The 16,094-nt window shown below is 36.8% G+C and carries 14 protein-coding genes; 11 read left to right on the top strand and 3 right to left on the bottom strand.

Translation table 11 applies throughout. The features are described from left to right. The first annotated feature begins 268 nt into the window (after positions 1 to 268). The 11 genes from AC1W31_RS18025 to AC1W31_RS18075 all read left to right on the top strand — a co-directional run bounded on the left by AC1W31_RS18025 (position 269) and on the right by AC1W31_RS18075 (position 14,214). Entirely contained in the window at positions 269 to 835 is a 567-nt protein-coding gene (locus AC1W31_RS18025; RefSeq protein WP_481735883.1) for a hypothetical protein, read from the top strand. Between the two features lie 524 nt (positions 836 to 1,359). Beyond that, complete coding sequence (locus AC1W31_RS18030; RefSeq protein WP_481735884.1) at positions 1,360 to 4,173, top strand: type I restriction endonuclease subunit R; 2,814 nt, start codon at positions 1,360 to 1,362, stop codon at positions 4,171 to 4,173. Then, positions 4,173 to 5,708, top strand: coding sequence for a restriction endonuclease subunit S (locus AC1W31_RS18035; RefSeq protein WP_481735885.1), 1,536 nt, complete (start codon positions 4,173 to 4,175; stop codon positions 5,706 to 5,708). Before AC1W31_RS18030 ends, AC1W31_RS18035 begins: the two co-directional genes overlap by 1 nt. Then, positions 5,705 to 6,832, top strand: coding sequence for a PDDEXK nuclease domain-containing protein (locus AC1W31_RS18040; RefSeq protein ID WP_481735886.1), 1,128 nt, complete (start codon positions 5,705 to 5,707; stop codon positions 6,830 to 6,832). The genes AC1W31_RS18035 and AC1W31_RS18040 overlap by 4 nt, the downstream gene beginning before the upstream one ends. Before the next feature lies 1 nt (position 6,833). Next, complete coding sequence (locus AC1W31_RS18045) at positions 6,834 to 8,351, top strand: type I restriction-modification system subunit M (protein ID WP_481735887.1); 1,518 nt, start codon at positions 6,834 to 6,836, stop codon at positions 8,349 to 8,351. 212 nt (positions 8,352 to 8,563) lie between these two features. Beyond that, entirely contained in the window at positions 8,564 to 9,301 is a 738-nt protein-coding gene (locus tag AC1W31_RS18050; protein ID WP_481735888.1) for an N-formylglutamate amidohydrolase, read from the top strand. Between the two features lie 112 nt (positions 9,302 to 9,413). Continuing rightward, positions 9,414 to 10,151 (top strand): hypothetical protein, encoded by a 738-nt coding sequence (locus AC1W31_RS18055; protein ID WP_481735889.1) that lies wholly within the window; start codon positions 9,414 to 9,416, stop codon positions 10,149 to 10,151. A 93-nt stretch (positions 10,152 to 10,244) separates the two neighbouring features. After that, positions 10,245 to 10,853, top strand: a complete 609-nt coding sequence (locus AC1W31_RS18060) for a DUF6088 family protein (RefSeq protein WP_481735890.1) — start codon at positions 10,245 to 10,247, stop codon at positions 10,851 to 10,853. Then, on the top strand, positions 10,840 to 11,889 hold the full coding sequence (locus AC1W31_RS18065; RefSeq protein ID WP_481735891.1) for a nucleotidyl transferase AbiEii/AbiGii toxin family protein: 1,050 nt from the start codon (positions 10,840 to 10,842) through the stop codon (positions 11,887 to 11,889). Before AC1W31_RS18060 ends, AC1W31_RS18065 begins: the two co-directional genes overlap by 14 nt. A gap of 498 nt (positions 11,890 to 12,387) precedes the next feature. After that, positions 12,388 to 12,870, top strand: coding sequence for a hypothetical protein (locus AC1W31_RS18070; RefSeq protein ID WP_481735892.1), 483 nt, complete (start codon positions 12,388 to 12,390; stop codon positions 12,868 to 12,870). Between the two features lie 222 nt (positions 12,871 to 13,092). Continuing rightward, a complete protein-coding gene (locus AC1W31_RS18075; protein WP_481735893.1) occupies positions 13,093 to 14,214 on the top strand; it encodes a RelA/SpoT domain-containing protein in 1,122 nt (373 codons plus the stop codon). A 317-nt stretch (positions 14,215 to 14,531) separates the two neighbouring features. Here the strand turns inward: AC1W31_RS18075 and AC1W31_RS18080 are convergent, their stop codons facing one another. The 3 genes from AC1W31_RS18080 to AC1W31_RS18090 all read right to left on the bottom strand — a co-directional run. After that, positions 14,532 to 14,780, bottom strand: coding sequence for a hypothetical protein (locus AC1W31_RS18080; RefSeq protein ID WP_481735894.1), 249 nt, complete (start codon positions 14,778 to 14,780; stop codon positions 14,532 to 14,534). 42 nt (positions 14,781 to 14,822) lie between these two features. Further along, on the bottom strand, positions 14,823 to 15,245 hold the full coding sequence (locus AC1W31_RS18085; protein ID WP_481735895.1) for a hypothetical protein: 423 nt from the start codon (positions 15,243 to 15,245) through the stop codon (positions 14,823 to 14,825). Further along, a partial coding sequence (locus AC1W31_RS18090; protein ID WP_481735896.1) for a glycoside hydrolase family 108 protein occupies positions 15,211 to 16,094 on the bottom strand: 884 nt, incomplete at its 5' end. The genes AC1W31_RS18085 and AC1W31_RS18090, both read right to left, overlap by 35 nt.

The following is a 16,094-nucleotide window of genomic DNA, read 5'->3' on the forward strand; positions in this document are numbered from 1 at the left end:
AAGCGATGCACCGTAATTACGAGAAATTCAAACTTTTACATTGATTCAATGGCAGTGCCAACGGTTATTTTTTGCATGGACATCACACCCGACCAAGTGAGAATATTTCCATTAGAACGTTTCGACAAGGAATTTAGCCCAGAATTTACACAATGAAAATAATATCTATTGAAGACTTTGCCAAAGGAGTAGCCATTGGAATAGTCGCAAGTTTAATATCACAAATTTTAACAGTAGTCATTTATTCACATTTCAAATAACCAATCCAATGCCAGAAATCAACATCAAAAAAGTAGACGTAGGCGAGAAATTCGTAACCATTGCCTACGCCAAAGAAGAATCCCGACAAGGCATCACCATGCCAGTCACCACCAAACGAACATTTCCTTTCAATATCCACGATGAATTAAAAGCATCGCTGGATAATTTAAAACCTCACTTTGCCTTAATTACCGAAGCCGTAAAAGTGTCAAAAACCCAATCATTCGAGGGAATCACTAACTTACAAGAAATGGAAGGCTTTGAAGTCACGGGATTTGAAGTCAAAAAGTCAGGCGATAATTTCGGAGTCATCATTGTGGGACACCGCAAGTTACAAGACGGCAGAACCGTAAAATTCACCACCCCATTCATCAACTTCGACGTCGAAATATCCGATTACGATTACATTGAACACCTAATCGAATCAGTGGACATGGCCAAAGCAGAAGCCATCGAATACATCAACGGCAAATTCAAATCCCAAGGCACGCAGGTAGGCGTATTCGACACCCCAACGCCAACGCCAGTCAAAAAACTGTCAGAGAAGAAAAAACCAGAAAGTAAAGCAGCTTAAAACCATTCCTCCAAAAGTCACAGCCTAAATCTGTGACTTTTTTTATACCACGCTAAAATAAATCACTTCCTACCAAAAATCAGGTAATTCTACGCTAAAAACCACGTATTCAATTCCTTAATATTGTGCTTTAAATCTTTACGGCATAATTACTTATTTGGTAAAATATAAACAGAAGGCCTTTCTAACCTTTTTAAAACCTAAAATTTAAACGTACCGTAATGTTTGGTAGAAAATTGGATTTTCAGAAAACTTTATATAGTTTTGGCTATAAACATTTCAAAAATTTGATACACCCAGAAAAGTCATACTTAAATGAATCATACCCAACCTAAATCATGAAAGACAGAATGTATTTCTGTCATCAATCACAATTAAAATAGATATTCATATAAAAATCATGTGGAAAGGGAACCTACCAACAAATCTTCAAACGGACAACGAGTAAACCGTTACGCAAACTCAACCCTTCGCAAAAAACCAATAAAGATATTTTTGCCAATGCACCTTAGACAGAAGACAAGATGAGTACAGACAAAAATCAAAATCCTGAACAAATAGCAAGAGACAAAATCGACAAAATGTTGGTGGAAGCTGGTTGGACAGTTCAATCTAAAAACGAAGTGGACTTGGGAGCAAGCAGAGGCGTTGCCGTAAGAGAATATCAAGCAGCTTCGGGCTTTGCTGACTATGTGCTGTTTGTGGACAAAAAACCTGTTGGAATTATTGAAGCAAAAAAAGAAGATGAAGGACATAAACTAACCGTTGCCGAAGACCAGGCTTCAGAATATGCCAACGCCAAACTAAAATATCTAAACAATGACCCTCTGCCTTTTGTGTTTGAAAGCACTGGAACAATTACACGTTTTAGAGATAAACGAGATCCCAAACCAAGAGGAAGAAACATTTTTTGGTTTTACAAACCCGAAACATTGGCGGAATGGTTACAAAAAGACAAAAGTTTACGAGCAAGGCTTTTAGACATTCCTGCTTTAAATGAAACAGGACTTCGCCCTGCTCAAATTAAGGCGATTAAAAATTTGGAGCATTCTTTTAAAAAGAACAAACCTAAAGCCTTGATTCAAATGGCAACGGGTGCAGGCAAAACTTTTACGGCTGCAACTTTTGTTTATCGTTTATTAGAACACGCCAAAGCCAAACGCATTCTGTTTTTGGTGGACACCAAAAATCTGGGAGAACAAGCTGAACAGGAATTTATGGCTTTTCAACCCAACGACAGCAACCGTAAATTCACCGAGTTTTATAATGTGCAGCGATTAACTTCAAGTTATATCGCTTCTGATAGTCAGGTATGTATTTCTACCATTCAACGGATGTATGCCATTTTAAAAGGCGAAGAACTGAACGAAGGTGCAGAAGATACCAACCCGAATGAATCAACTTGGATGGAACAACAGCGAAATAAAAAAGAGGCTATCCCAGTTGATTATAACGCCAGAGTTCCCATTGAACAATTTGATTTTATCGTCATTGACGAGTGTCACCGCTCTATTTATAATCTTTGGAAGCAAGTTTTGGATTATTTTGATGCATTCCTGATTGGCTTAACCGCTACACCCGACAAAAGAACGTTTGGCTTTTTTGAAGAAAATGTAGTGAGTGAATACACTTACGAAGAATCGGTAATTGATGGCGTAAATGTGCCTTATGATGTGTACAACATCGAAACCGAAATTTCCCAAAAAGGAAGCGTTGTAAAAGCAGGTTGGTTTGTGGACAGACGAGACAAACTCACCAGAAAAAATCGTTGGACACAAGAAGACGAAGACACCGAATACCTAAAAAACGATTTGGATAAAAAGGTAGTCAATCCAAGTCAAATTCGCAATATCATTCGCCAATATAAAAAGGCATTGGAAACGGAGATTTTCCCAAACAGAAAAGATGAAAACGGAGAGTATGAAGTGCCTAAAACATTGGTATTTGCCAAAACCGATAGCCACGCAGACGACATTATAAAAATTATTCGAGACGAGTTTGACGAAGGTGATGATTTCTGCAAAAAACTAACCTACAAATCGGAAGAAGATACAAAATCGGTATTAAACCGTTTCCGCAATTCATACTATCCACGTATTGCAGTTACGGTTGATATGATTGCCACGGGTACGGACGTAAAACCCTTGGAAGTGTTGCTCTTTATGCGTGATGTAAAAAGTGTAAATTACTTTGAGCAAATGAAAGGCAGAGGCACACGAACCATCAGCAAAGATGCTTTGCAAATGGTTTCTAAAACCGCCAAAGCCAAAACGCATTTTATTATTGTAGATGCCGTAGGAGTAACCAAATCAAAGAAAACCGACAGCCGACCATTGGAACGTAAACCAACCGTTAGTTTAAAAGACTTATTGGGAGCCGTGACAATGGGCGTTGCCGAAGAAGATTTATTTCTTTCATTGGCTAATCGACTTATCCGTTTAGAAAAAGAAATTACCGACAAGGAAAAAGAAAAATTGCTTGAATTTTCTAAAGGCAAAAACTTGAAGCAAATTTCAAAAGAACTATTGTCGGCTTTTGACCAAGACCAAATTGATCAAAAGGCAAAATCAATTATTGAAGCCATTCCTGAGCAAGACCGCACGCCCGCCATCATAGAGCAAGCCAAACAACAGGCTCAAAAAGAACTGATAAATACCGCAACGGCTACTTTTAACGGCAAACTAAACGACTACATTGAAAAAGTGCGGCAGGAACACGAGCAAATTATCGACAGCCACAATATTGACAAAGTAACCAAAGCCGAATGGGACACTACTTCGGTAGACAAAGCCACAGCAATTGTAAAAGATTTTAGCGAATATCTCTTAGCCAACCAAGATGAAATAAAAGCCCTCACTATTTTTTACAAACAACCCTACAACCGCAGAAACATTACTTTTAAAATGATAAAAGAAGTGTTTGAAAAACTAAAATTGGACAAGCCAAACTTTGCCCCCGATTTTGTGTGGGCCGCATACAGCCAATTGGAAGAAGTAAAAAGCAAACAACCCATTGATGAACTTACCGCTTTGGTGTCGCTAATTCGCAGGGCTTGTGGCATTGATAGCGAACTAAAACCTTTTGACAAAACGATTGACGACAATTTTAAAAACTGGATTTTTAAACAAAATGCAGGACAACACAACCGTTTTACCTCCGAACAAATGGACTGGCTGCGTGAACTCAAAAATCACGTAGTAAATTCGTACCACATAGAACTGGAAGACCTCGACTATACCCCATTTGACGAAAAAGGCGGACGAGGCAGAATGTACCAACTTTTTGGTGCTGAAATGAACAATATTATTAACGAACTTAACGAGGCATTAGCAGCATAATGAGAGAAGATTGGATAGAATGTACTTTGGATGAAGTTTGTGAGGTTCTCGATAATTTGAGAAAACCAATAAATTCAACAGAAAGGAATGAACGAATTAAAGGAAAAGATAAAAGTAATTTATTTCCTTATTATGGAGCAACTGGGCAGGTTGGTTACATTGATGATTTTCTAACTGATGGTGATTATGTTTTATTAGGTGAAGATGCAGCACCGTTTTTGGATTTCACAAAAGATGTGGCATATAAAATCACAGGAAAAACCTGGGTAAATAATCACGCCCATATTCTTAAATCACATTTCAATGATGCTTTTTTACTTCACTTCCTAAATCAATTTCAATATAGAGATTATGTAACAGGAACAACGAGATTAAAATTAACACAAGGAGCATTGAAAAGAATGCCTGTTAAACTCGCCCCCCTACCCATTCAACGAGTCATAGTTTCCAAAATCGAAGCCCTGTTTTCCGATTTAGACAACGGCATAGCAAATTTTAAAAAAGCACAAGAGCAATTAAAAATATACCGCCAAGCGGTTTTAAAAAAGGCGTTTGAGGGCGAACTCACCAAAGAATGGCGAGAAAAACAAACCAACCTACCCACAGCCGAAGAACTTTTAAAGCAAATAAAAGAAGAACGCCAAAACCACTACAACCAACAAATGGAAAATTGGAAAAAAGCGGTTAAGGTTTGGGAGAAAAATAAGCAAATAGGAAAGAAGCCAATTAAGCCAAAAGTTTGGAAAGATGTTGAAGCTTTTACCGAACTTGAAAAATATGATTTTAATGTGCTACCTGAAAATTGGAACTGGGTTAAGTTGGGAAATATTTTTCAAGTATTTATAGGTTCAACTCCAAGTAGAAAGAATAATAGCTTTTGGGTTGATGGAAATATTAATTGGGTAAGTAGTGGTGAGGTTGCATTTAATTCTATTTATGCAACTAAAGAAAAAATAACAGAAAGCGGATTACTAAACACATCAACAACTGTTCATCCAAAAGGCACTGTTATGCTTGCTATGATTGGAGAAGGGAAAACAAGAGGTCAAGCAGCAATATTAGAAATAGAAGCTTGTCATAATCAAAATACTGCTGCAATAAGAGTATCAGAAGTGGGGTTTGAACCAAAATTTTTGTACCATTATTTGTTTTTGAAATATGAAAAAAACAGAAGAGTAGGTTCAGGAAATAATCAAAAAGCTTTGAATCAAAGTAGAATAATGGAATTCGATTTTCCTCTTTGTTCATTGGAAGAACAAACCCAAATCGTTCAAGAAATAGAATTTCGTTTATCCGTTTGCGATAAAGTGGAACAAAGCATAACCGAAAGCATAATAAAAGCCGAAGCCCTTCGCCAAAGCATTCTCAAAAAAGCATTTGAAGGCAAACTATTGAGCCAAGCAGAAATAGAACTTTGCAAAACGGCAGCAGATTATGAACCTGCCAGCGAATTGCTCAAAAAAATACAAGCCGAGAAATTGGCAGCAGCACAAGAGAAGAAGAAACCAAGCATTAAAAAGAAAAGCAAGAAATGAAGCCATTAGACATCACAAATAGTCCGATAGAAACTCATTTTGAGCAAGTTCATGCGATCATTGATTTGCACCGAACCCGTGCCTTAAAAGTCGTAAATAATGAAAGTTTGCTTATTTGTTGGAATGTAGGACAGTATGTATCCGAAAAATTAAAGGCCAGCGAGTGGGGCAGTAAAGTTGTTACGCAACTTTCCGAGTATTTACGCACCAAAGACCCAAGCCTAAAAGGGTATAGCCGCAGTAGTATATACAATATGGTTTCTTTTTTTGAAGCCTATTCTTCGCCTCAATTTATGCAGCTTACACAAAGTCTTGAATTTGTACAGACAGAAACTGCACAAATTCAAGACTTTGATAATCAAGCAAATGAAATTGTCCAGTTTCAAACTGGACAATTGAAGAGCGTAAAAAAATTCCCCAAAATACTAAGTTTAATAAACTGGACAAACCACGTAGAAATACTTAATTCGTGTAAATTACTCGAAGAAAAGTTGTTTTATATCCTTTATGCCAAAAGAGAACGCTTTGAAGGAAAGGAACTAAAGCGAGCCATCAAAACCAATGCCTACGCTCATGTACTAAAAGCAGAAAGCAATCAATCAAAAGGCATGGAAACTGCCTATCCTCAATCCAATTATTTGTTTAAAGATGTAGCCTACCTCGACTTTTTGGGCTTACCACAAAAACATAGTGAGAAGCGTTTACAAAACGAAATTCTTACCAATATGAAAGATTTTGTGTTGGAATTAGGAAAAGACTTCCTTTTTATTGGGCAAGAATATCCGATTCAAGTAGGCGGCAAAACGTTTAAAATTGATTTGCTTTTTTTTCACAGAGCATTACAATGTTTGGTAGCCATAGAACTGAAAACAACCGAGTTTGAACCCGCCTTTATGGGTCAATTAGAATTTTATTTAGAGGCCTTAGACAACGATGTAAAACGAAGCAACGAAAATCCTTCTATCGGAATTTTACTATGCAAAGAAACCAATAGAGAAATAGTTCGCTATGCACTCAACAGAAGTTTAAGCCCAACCATGATAGCAAAATACGAGCGTGAGTTAATACCCAAAGAGGTATTACAACAATCGCTTAATCAGTTTTTTAATTTTATAAAAGAATAACATGTCAGAAAGTGCAATTGTATCAAAAGTGTGGAATTTCGCCAACGTCCTTCGTGATGATGGCGTTGGTTATGGTGATTATCTGGAGCAAATCACCTATTTGCTTTTCCTCAAAATGGCTGATGAACTAAATAAACCACCGTATAATAAAGGTTTACCATTTCCAAAACTAAAAAACGCTCAGGGCGAAGAAGACCCAAATGGAGAAACCTGCGACTGGCAAACCCTTTCGCAAAAAAGAGGATTGGAATTAGAAACATTTTACAACCAAATGCTTCGCAGTTTAGGCAGCGAAAATGGTACGCTCGGGCAAATATTTGTAAAAAGCCAAAATAAAATTCAAGACCCATCCAAACTCTTAAAAATCATTGATATGATTGACAAAGAACAATGGAGCTTGATGGGTACGGATATAAAAGGAAAAATTTACGAAGGTCTTTTAGAGAAAAATGCCGAAGACACCAAAAGCGGTGCAGGGCAATATTTTACGCCTCGATCCTTAATCAAAACAATGGTAGCTTGTCTTCGTCCTAAACCCATGAAAACCATTATCGACCCTGCTTGCGGTACAGGTGGTTTCTTTTTGGCAGCTTATGATTTTATTAAAACGCAGAATTTAGACCAAGAAGAAACAAGGTTTTTGAAAAACGAAACTTTTTACGGTAACGAGATTGTAGCCAACACCCGCAGAATGTGTTTGATGAATATGTTTTTGCACAACATTGGCGAAATAGACGGAGAAACCCTGATTTCTTCAGCAGATGCTTTGGTTTCGGACAATGGTAAGCGTTACGATTATGTATTAGCCAATCCGCCTTTTGGTAAAAAAAGCAGTATGACCATTACCAACGAAGAAGGCAAACAAGAAAAGCAAGATTATATGATCAATCGTCAGGACTTTGTGGCAACCACCGCCAACAAACAACTGAACTTTATGCAACACATAAAAACCCTTCTAAAACTCACAGGCGAAGCAGCCGTTGTGTTGCCCGACAATGTGTTGTTTGAAGGTGGAGCAGGCGAAACGGTTAGAAAGGAGTTGATGAAAACAACTGAACTACACACCATTTTACGGTTGCCAACAGGTATATTTTATGCACAAGGTGTAAAAGCCAATGTATTGTTTTTCGACAACAAACCTGCTTCCAAAGCCCCTTGGACAAAAGACGTTTGGATTTATGATTACCGTAGTAACATAAGCCATACGCTAAAGAAAAATCCTTTGTCAATGGAACATTTACTGGACTTTATAAAACTGTATAATCCAGAAAACAGAAACAAAAGAACCGAAACTTGGAGCGAAGAAAATCCTGAGGGCAGATGGAAAAAATTTGCTTATTCCGAAATCATAGAACGAGACAAAACCAACTTGGACATATTTTGGATAAAGGACAAAAGTTTAACCGACTTAGACAACTTGCCCGACCCAGATGTTTTGGCAAACGAAATCATTGAAAACATAGAAGCAGGCCTAAACAGTTTTAAAGAAATAATGGATACCATAAACGGAGACGAATAGCCGTTTCCTGGGCTGGTGTCCTCGCCAGCCCTCTTGCGAAAGCAATCTTGAGAGCCGACCCCGAAGTAGCTCGGATCTTGCCGAGTTACTTTTATCAAAAGCCCTCTGGGCACCACCATACAACACTACTACCACAACGAGATTTAAACTGGCAATATCATAGAAATGGATAATCAAAGTTCTCCCCCAAAAAACAAACAGCATAAATAACTATGACAAATTTTCAAAGAGGTATATTTACAGAATCTCTAATTTTTCACATCCCTCATTCGAGCGTACACATTCCATTTACCACGGGATTTGAGGAAAGTTTGATTCAATCTCAAATAAACCTGCTGACCGATTTCGATACCGACTTAATATTCAATGTACCGAACACTGAAAGATTAGTTACGCCATTCAGTCGGGTATTTTGTGATGTGGAGCGGCTACCCGATGACGAGGAAGAGATGTTTAAATCGGGTCGAGGGTTCTTCTACACCCATTGCGATAACGGTGATTTATTACGTAAAGATATTGATGGCATTAAGCAAAAAATATATGAGGAGTATTATGTAAAACATCATCAAAAACTGGAACAAATGATTGAAGAGCGGATTGATGCGGTTGGCTTTGCCACCATTATTGATTGCCATTCATTCACCAATACCCCATTTGAATCAGATTTGACTCAATTTGGTGTACGACCAGATATTTGTATCGGAATATCCAAGACCCATACCCCAGACTGGTTGTTAAATAGAGTTAATAATTTTTATAAACAATCTGGTGCTAAGGTAGCAATCAATTTCCGATACAGCGGAACGATTGTTCCCAAGAAATATGAAAATGATTCAAGAGTCTTCTCAATTATGATTGAAATTAATAGAGATTTGTATCAAATAGAGGGTAAAACATCCATACCCCATATCGAACATTTAAATAAACAAGTGGTGGAATTATTTGATTAAACATCCAATGGTCATAAAACCAGGTGACGAACTTGATAAAATAAGGGTAAATCCAAAAAAAGATGTTTTCAAATACCTCACTATTGGCAATAACTAAACATTAGCTAATATCTTGAATGATACTATGGAACAGACAATAATTCCGATTTTTGGAAAAATAAAACTTAATTCATTCCGACCGTTATGTTCTACACCGCTTGGTTTAGCAGCAATTGAGAAATATAAATTACCTCCTTTTATTGACGCATCATGTAGAAGAGAACCCGATTTCCAGAATCCTTTTCCCTCTATTTCTGCTTTATGTAGGCAAGGTAGTTTTGCTCCTCATCTATGCAAAGATGACATTATTGTTTATATGACAATTGGCGGACAATCTCAACCTTATAAACAAGGACATCATCTCGTAGCTATTTTGCAAGTACAAGAAGTTTTTGCGACACACGAATTAGGAGAATTAGCATATTTGCGAGAGGATTTGCCAGTTCCAAGCAACTGCATGATAACAGAAAACAGGCCTTGTGATTTTGACAAAACAGCAGGAGATTTCAAAGGTATTCTTACATTAAAAGAATATTTATTAAAGACCCACGAAAAGAGAGTAGAAATTGGACGAAGAAGATTAAGAATTTGGAATGAAAATTATTTGAAAAAATCAAAAACTTGGCCATGTTTTATAAAAACGAAACCCTTGTATTTGGATGTTAATAATCCAACACAAATTTTAGAAATTGATTTTGATTACATTTTTGGAAGAATCCCGATGACTCAAACGCCAAAAATCTTGACTGAAAAGCAATTTATAGAACTTGGAAAACTTGTAGGGTATGATTTTAAACTTGGCGAGAAATAGTAGGGTTACTGCTTACTAAAATCTGCATATTAGAAATTAATTTTTGTCACAAATCTTTATTAAATTTGTGACAAAAATAAAGAGTATAAAAAAATGCAAAGCATTGAGAAACAAATAGAAAGGTCAATTAAAAGCAAACCAAAGGGTTCTTTGTTATTGCCAGACGACTATCTGTCTTACGGCACCTCATCTGCCATTCGAAAAGCCTTAGATCGTTTGGAAGATAAGCAGAAGATTGTTCGGGTGGCACAAGGTATCTATGTAAGACCAAAAGTGAGTAAACTCATAGGAACTTTAATACCCACCGCTGAAGAAGTAGCAGAAGCTATTGCCAAAAGAGACCGTATAAGAACCCTTCCAACGGGAAGTTATGCCTTAAATGCGCTGGGCTTGAGTACCCAAGTACCCATGAATATTGTGATGCTGACCGATGGTTCGCCTCGGCTCATAAAAGTGGGTAAACGCACTATCAAGTTTAAAAAGACTACCCCCAAAAACCTATTAACAAAAGGTAAAATTAGCCGATTAGCTATTCAAGCATTAAAGGAAATCGGCAATGGCAAAGTAAGCGAAAAAGAAGAAAAGAAAATTATAGCCTTGCTAAAAAAGGAAGACGAAAAAGACTTGAAGCATGATATCGGCTTGGCACCGGTATGGGTTCAAAAAATAATGAACAAAGCACTCAATAATGGCGATAATTGATTTTTATACCACCGATAAAACAGAGAAAGAAGCCATTTTTAAAGCGATAGCTGGTGAAAAAGGCATGACACCCTTTGCCGTAGAAAAAGACTGGTGGGTAAGTCGCACACTTCAAATCATCTTTCAAATGGATATTGCCAAACATCTTGTATTCAAGGGCGGTACTTCCTTGAGTAAGGCTTGGAAATTGATTCATCGGTTTTCCGAAGATATTGATTTGGCTATCGACAAGGAGTTTTTTGAAGGCTATCAAGGCATACTATCAAAAACAAAAATAACCAAGTTGCGAAAAGAAGCTGGGGATTATACAACTATCACATTCTTCGATGAATTGCAAAACGAGTTCCAAAAAAGAGGCTTCACCGACCTTCAGTTTATGGTGATAGAAGCAACGGACAGTGACCAAGACCCAAGGATTATTGAAATCTATTATCCCAACCTTATCAATCAACCCTCAAAATATATGTTGCCTCGGGTTCAGATAGAGATTGGTTGTAGGTCATTGAGAGGACCCTTTTCTGGGCAAACTTTTGGTTCATTGGTCGATGAAGTATTCAAAGACAGCGATTTTGCCGAACCACTCTTTGAAGTTCCAACCGTAAATCCCGAACGCACCTTTTTAGAGAAAATATTTTTGCTTCACGAAGAATTTCATCGCCAAGCAGAAAAAATGCGAGTGGATAGATTGAGCCGTCATTTGTACGATGTGTATCATCTCATCAAATCAGGCGTAGCCCAAAGAGCCATCAGCGATAAAGAATTGTACGAAACCATCGTAACCCATCGCCACAAATTTTCCAAAGTTGGCGGGGTAGATTACAATAGCCACAATCCTAAAACGCTAAACCCTATCCCACCAACGGAAATAATAGACGATTGGAAATCCGATTATGTAAAGATGAAAGAAGACATGATTTACGAAGAGAATAAACCAACTTTTGAAGATATAATTAATAAATTAAATGAATTGAGAGCCAAACTTCAAGCATTGAATTGGCAATTTGAACTTGAATTTCCAAAACCTAATCATCAATAAAAAACTGCTCCTTCAAAGGGTGTTTTTTATTGAAAAAATACTTATCTTATTCTTGTCTCGTTAATTGTACCTTTTCCCATAACGGGCGAAATAACCCCTCCTTACGCATTTTATACCAGTTGCAAAAAAAATGAAGCTTTTGATGAAAACTATTTTCAGAAAACTGCCTAAAAAAAATTAGGCAGAACCAAAATATAATTTTGTTCCGCCTAAACTGCATGGACTTATTTTCCTGCTTTTGATGGAACAAATTTATGAAATATTTTCTTAGTTTGCTTGGAATTTAACACAGCACCTCTGGGCGTACTATAAGCCTAAATAATTTTGATTTTGTAATTTGTATATCTTACTCAAGAACTATTAATGGTTGGTTGTTAGATAATTACATATCAGTTAAATCGTTGCTTAAACTTAAATGAGAGGCATTATCCGCTGTAATAAAATTGAAGTTCATAAGATTTTACATTTAATTCAAACCAACCATACAACACTACTACAATGGGATTTAACTTCACTGGCATAGCCATTAACAAAAACTACCAAGACAAAATCGAAGAAGTCGAGAAAATTCTTGAGATGAAACTTACTTTCAAAGAAGAAATCTATTTTGAAAACGCTATGTCCAGCCACAAACCAGACGATGCTTGCGACATTTACTTCTCAGAAGACTGCACGATTGCTTTTTTCCCAGAACCTATTCAATTAAATCTTAATCAATTATCGATTGACCGACAAATAGCATCATTTATGGCATCCGAAACCGCCATGGTTTTTGAGTTAGACGTTTCTAAAAATCAAGAAACTATCCGATACATGACGGAATTCAACAATGATAGAATGGAAGATGAAGGAGATAAATTTGAAGGAGAAGACGAAGACGACGGAATGGAGGTAGTTTTTAAAGGCATTGCCAACACAATAAATAAAAGTTTTTGGGGCATAGAACCAGACGAAAAAGCCTACCGATACATAATAGCATAATTTTAAAAGGTCGTTGAATAATAATCAGCGACCTTTTGTCAGAAAAGAAAAAACCAGAAAGTAAAGAAGTTTAAAACATTCATTCCAAAGTCACAGCCTAAAAACTGCGACTTTTAGGTTATCACAAAATAAATCACTTTCTATCAAAAATCAGGTAATTCTACGCTAAAACCTACCAATTCAAATCATTAATATTGCTTTTAAATCTTTAATTAACATATTATGCTAACGAATCAAAAAGACTTTTGTGAAAAATATAACATAGATGAAATAGCTTATACGAAGACAGGACTTCAATGGAAAAGCTTGGAAGATATTTACAATGACTATATGATTTTTAAAGAAGAGCTTGAGCATTCTGCAATTTTCTTATTCAACTCCTTAATGAAAGCAGAGAATGTCCATTCCGTAAGGTATAGAATTAAAGACCCTGAACATTTAATCGAAAAAATAATTCGCAAGAAAATTGAAGATATAAAATCTAATATCACACTGAAGAATTACAAAGAGAATGTAACAGACCTTATTGGATTAAGGGCTTTACATCTTTACAAAGATGATTGGGAAACAATTAATGATTACATAAGGAGATTATGGAATTTAAAAGAAAAACCTGTCGCAAATTATCGGAAGGGCGACTCTCCAGAATGGATTGATTTTTTTACTCAAAAAGATTGTGATATCAAAGAACATAAATATGGTTATCGTTCTGTTCATTATTTAATTGAAACACAGCCAGCGAAGCAAAAGTTTTATGCTGAAATACAGGTGAGAACCATATTTGAAGAAGCATGGGCAGAGATTGACCATACAATTCGTTACCCGTATGATTTAGATAACGTCATATTTTTTCAATTCATACTTATTCTTAATAGGCTTGCAGGTAGTGCGGACGAGATGGGGTCATACATTAAATTTCTTAAAAAAGAATTGTCGGGGAAGGAAGATCAATTTAAAGAGCAAATTGATGAAAAGACACAAATTATCTTAGATCTTGAAGAAAAATTAGACAAATTACAATTGAACGATAAAGAATTAAAAGAGGTGAAAAGTGATTTGGAGCGTTTAAAAAGTCAAAAAGTAGGCTCTATACCTTATTGGTTAGGTAGTGGGTTAGGCAGTTCTGACTATCTTAAGTCTAATTCAATTTTACAAAATAGTATAGGAGGTTTGAATTTAGAAACATTTCTAAATCTGCAAAAAATTACGCCTCCAACTGGTTATCAATCTGTACTGACGTCTCAGCAAATAACTGATTCTCCATTTATCCCGAAAACTTCAAATATTCCTTCACCTGCTGCATTAGATAAGACTATTAAAAAAAAACCTAAAGGTGAAAAATAATGACATCAACATAGGTCTGGCTTTATGGAACTGAAGAATACAGGTTTAAGTATTGTATTTCATTTTATCTTTAGTCCTATTTTTGGGGCTAAGGTTTTCCAAATTCCCAGCTTGACACAAAACCTAAACTGTCGGCTACAAATTGAACAACCCATGACAATTAATGACAATTCAACAATAATTTTGACTTATGGCTAATATATTCACGCTATTCGAGATTTCAATCTCGAATCACAGATAAAAAGGATTTTCAATCCTAACACAAAACAGAAGCCCCTCCAACAAAATCAGAGGGGCTTTTCATTGTTTAAGCCTAATCACTTCACATCAAAAGAAGTATCAGAATCAACTGTACATTGGCTCACCGTAACTGCAACCGCCGAAGCAATGGCCAAATAGCCAGCAATTGAAATAACCACGGCAGGAAGCGCAATGCCACCCGTCAAAATTGCGGCCGAAACGCCACCTAAAATCAAGCCAATGTTACGCAATTTCTTAAAAAATGGTGGACAAGGAGCCACAACACGCTCCACAATATTCATGTCATTTGGATTGGATGATTGCATCGGATTATAATATAAATTGAAACAATTAAGGATTATAAAAAATTAATATCGTGCCTTATAAACAGCCAAATCACTTTTTCGCTGCCGCAACTCAGCCAACTGCTTTTGATTTTCCTGAATAAGATTTGCCCGTAACGAAACGATGTTCTCTAATTCACCTGATTGCCTTTGGAACTCATTTACCAGCGCAAAAGCCTTACTATTCAGCAATTTGACTTCATCTACGTGAAGTTTCAATTCGTGCGTTCGGTCGCTCAACTCCTTGGAAATCGTACGGTATTCAATCAAAGCCGAAGCATAACCCGTCACGCAAGTATCACAAACACCATTCTGGGTACTTTCAATTCGTTGGTAATCAGCAATTAAGCGACTGAGAGAATCAGCACTCGATACCGCTTTCTCTACCTCAGAAAAACGAATTTGGGCAGTGTCAGAAACGGGATTGCCAACGATTTTGGTGACCAATGAATCCGTGTTGCTGGGTTGTTTGTCGGTAGCATCCATACACGAGGTTGCTATCCAAAGGCACAACCCCAGAAAAGCCAAGGGGAGAAAGTTTTGTAACTTTTTCATGTGAGTAATGAATTTGTTTAAGTATTAATAATCGTTCGTACCAACCCTTCAAAAACTTCCTTTGACTTCGTTTTTTAAGTGTGAGTTTCTTGTAAAATGACTTCCGATATTTTGATAAGTCAGCGTATATTTTCGAGGAATTCCCCAGATTAATGGCTCTCAATGTTTTAGGTCCAATTTTGCCATCCTGATGAACGCCAACAATTTTTTGTAAAGCCTTAATATGTTGCTGATTGTAACCCGTTCCACAATGCACAACCATATCGGTAAACAACTCCGCAACCGCCTGCTTCTCAATTAAATCGCCTTTGCAAACGTCCCAATACTGCGATTTATAAAGTGGTTTAACATCCCGCAAAACCGTCAGCCGTAAATCATTAGTCGTAATTTTACCGTCCGAATCCTTATCACAGGGAGCAACTTCGATGAGTTTACCACTACACCAAGTCTGATAAACAGCGTAGGTTACGCCAAACTTGGTTGCCCCACCCGCATCATATTGTGTGACCGTAAAAAACGTCCCTTCCACCCGAATAAGATGCGGAAAAAACACTTCAAAATCAGCCGATTGAGCATTGAATGAGACAAAAAGAAATATGTATGCTATCGTTTGACTGAATCTTCTTGAAATTTCGAGCTCTTTGGGAGTCCGGCCCGAAATTCCGCTGTTTGAGCGCAGCGAGTTTCGGAATTTCTTGATTTTTTTGTTTCTTTTTGTATCAAGACAAAAAGAAAAAGATG

Source organism: Arcicella sp. (assembly GCF_964672035.1).

Excerpts from the sequence above, each read along its gene's own strand:
- AC1W31_RS18060 (WP_481735890.1), top strand. The coding sequence starts at position 10,245 with ATGCAAAGCATTGAGAAACAAATAGAAAGGTCAATTAAAAGCAAACCA.
- AC1W31_RS18040 (WP_481735886.1), top strand. The coding sequence starts at position 5,705 with ATGAAGCCATTAGACATCACAAATAGTCCGATAGAAACTCATTTTGAG.
- AC1W31_RS18080 (WP_481735894.1), bottom strand. The coding sequence starts at position 14,780 with ATGCAATCATCCAATCCAAATGACATGAATATTGTGGAGCGTGTTGTG.
- AC1W31_RS18050 (WP_481735888.1), top strand. The coding sequence starts at position 8,564 with ATGACAAATTTTCAAAGAGGTATATTTACAGAATCTCTAATTTTTCAC.
- AC1W31_RS18075 (WP_481735893.1), top strand. The coding sequence starts at position 13,093 with ATGCTAACGAATCAAAAAGACTTTTGTGAAAAATATAACATAGATGAA.
- AC1W31_RS18035 (WP_481735885.1), top strand. The coding sequence starts at position 4,173 with ATGAGAGAAGATTGGATAGAATGTACTTTGGATGAAGTTTGTGAGGTT.
- AC1W31_RS18025 (WP_481735883.1), top strand. The coding sequence starts at position 269 with ATGCCAGAAATCAACATCAAAAAAGTAGACGTAGGCGAGAAATTCGTA.
- AC1W31_RS18045 (WP_481735887.1), top strand. The coding sequence starts at position 6,834 with ATGTCAGAAAGTGCAATTGTATCAAAAGTGTGGAATTTCGCCAACGTC.
- AC1W31_RS18070 (WP_481735892.1), top strand. The coding sequence starts at position 12,388 with ATGGGATTTAACTTCACTGGCATAGCCATTAACAAAAACTACCAAGAC.
- AC1W31_RS18030 (WP_481735884.1), top strand. The coding sequence starts at position 1,360 with ATGAGTACAGACAAAAATCAAAATCCTGAACAAATAGCAAGAGACAAA.
- AC1W31_RS18065 (WP_481735891.1), top strand. The coding sequence starts at position 10,840 with ATGGCGATAATTGATTTTTATACCACCGATAAAACAGAGAAAGAAGCC.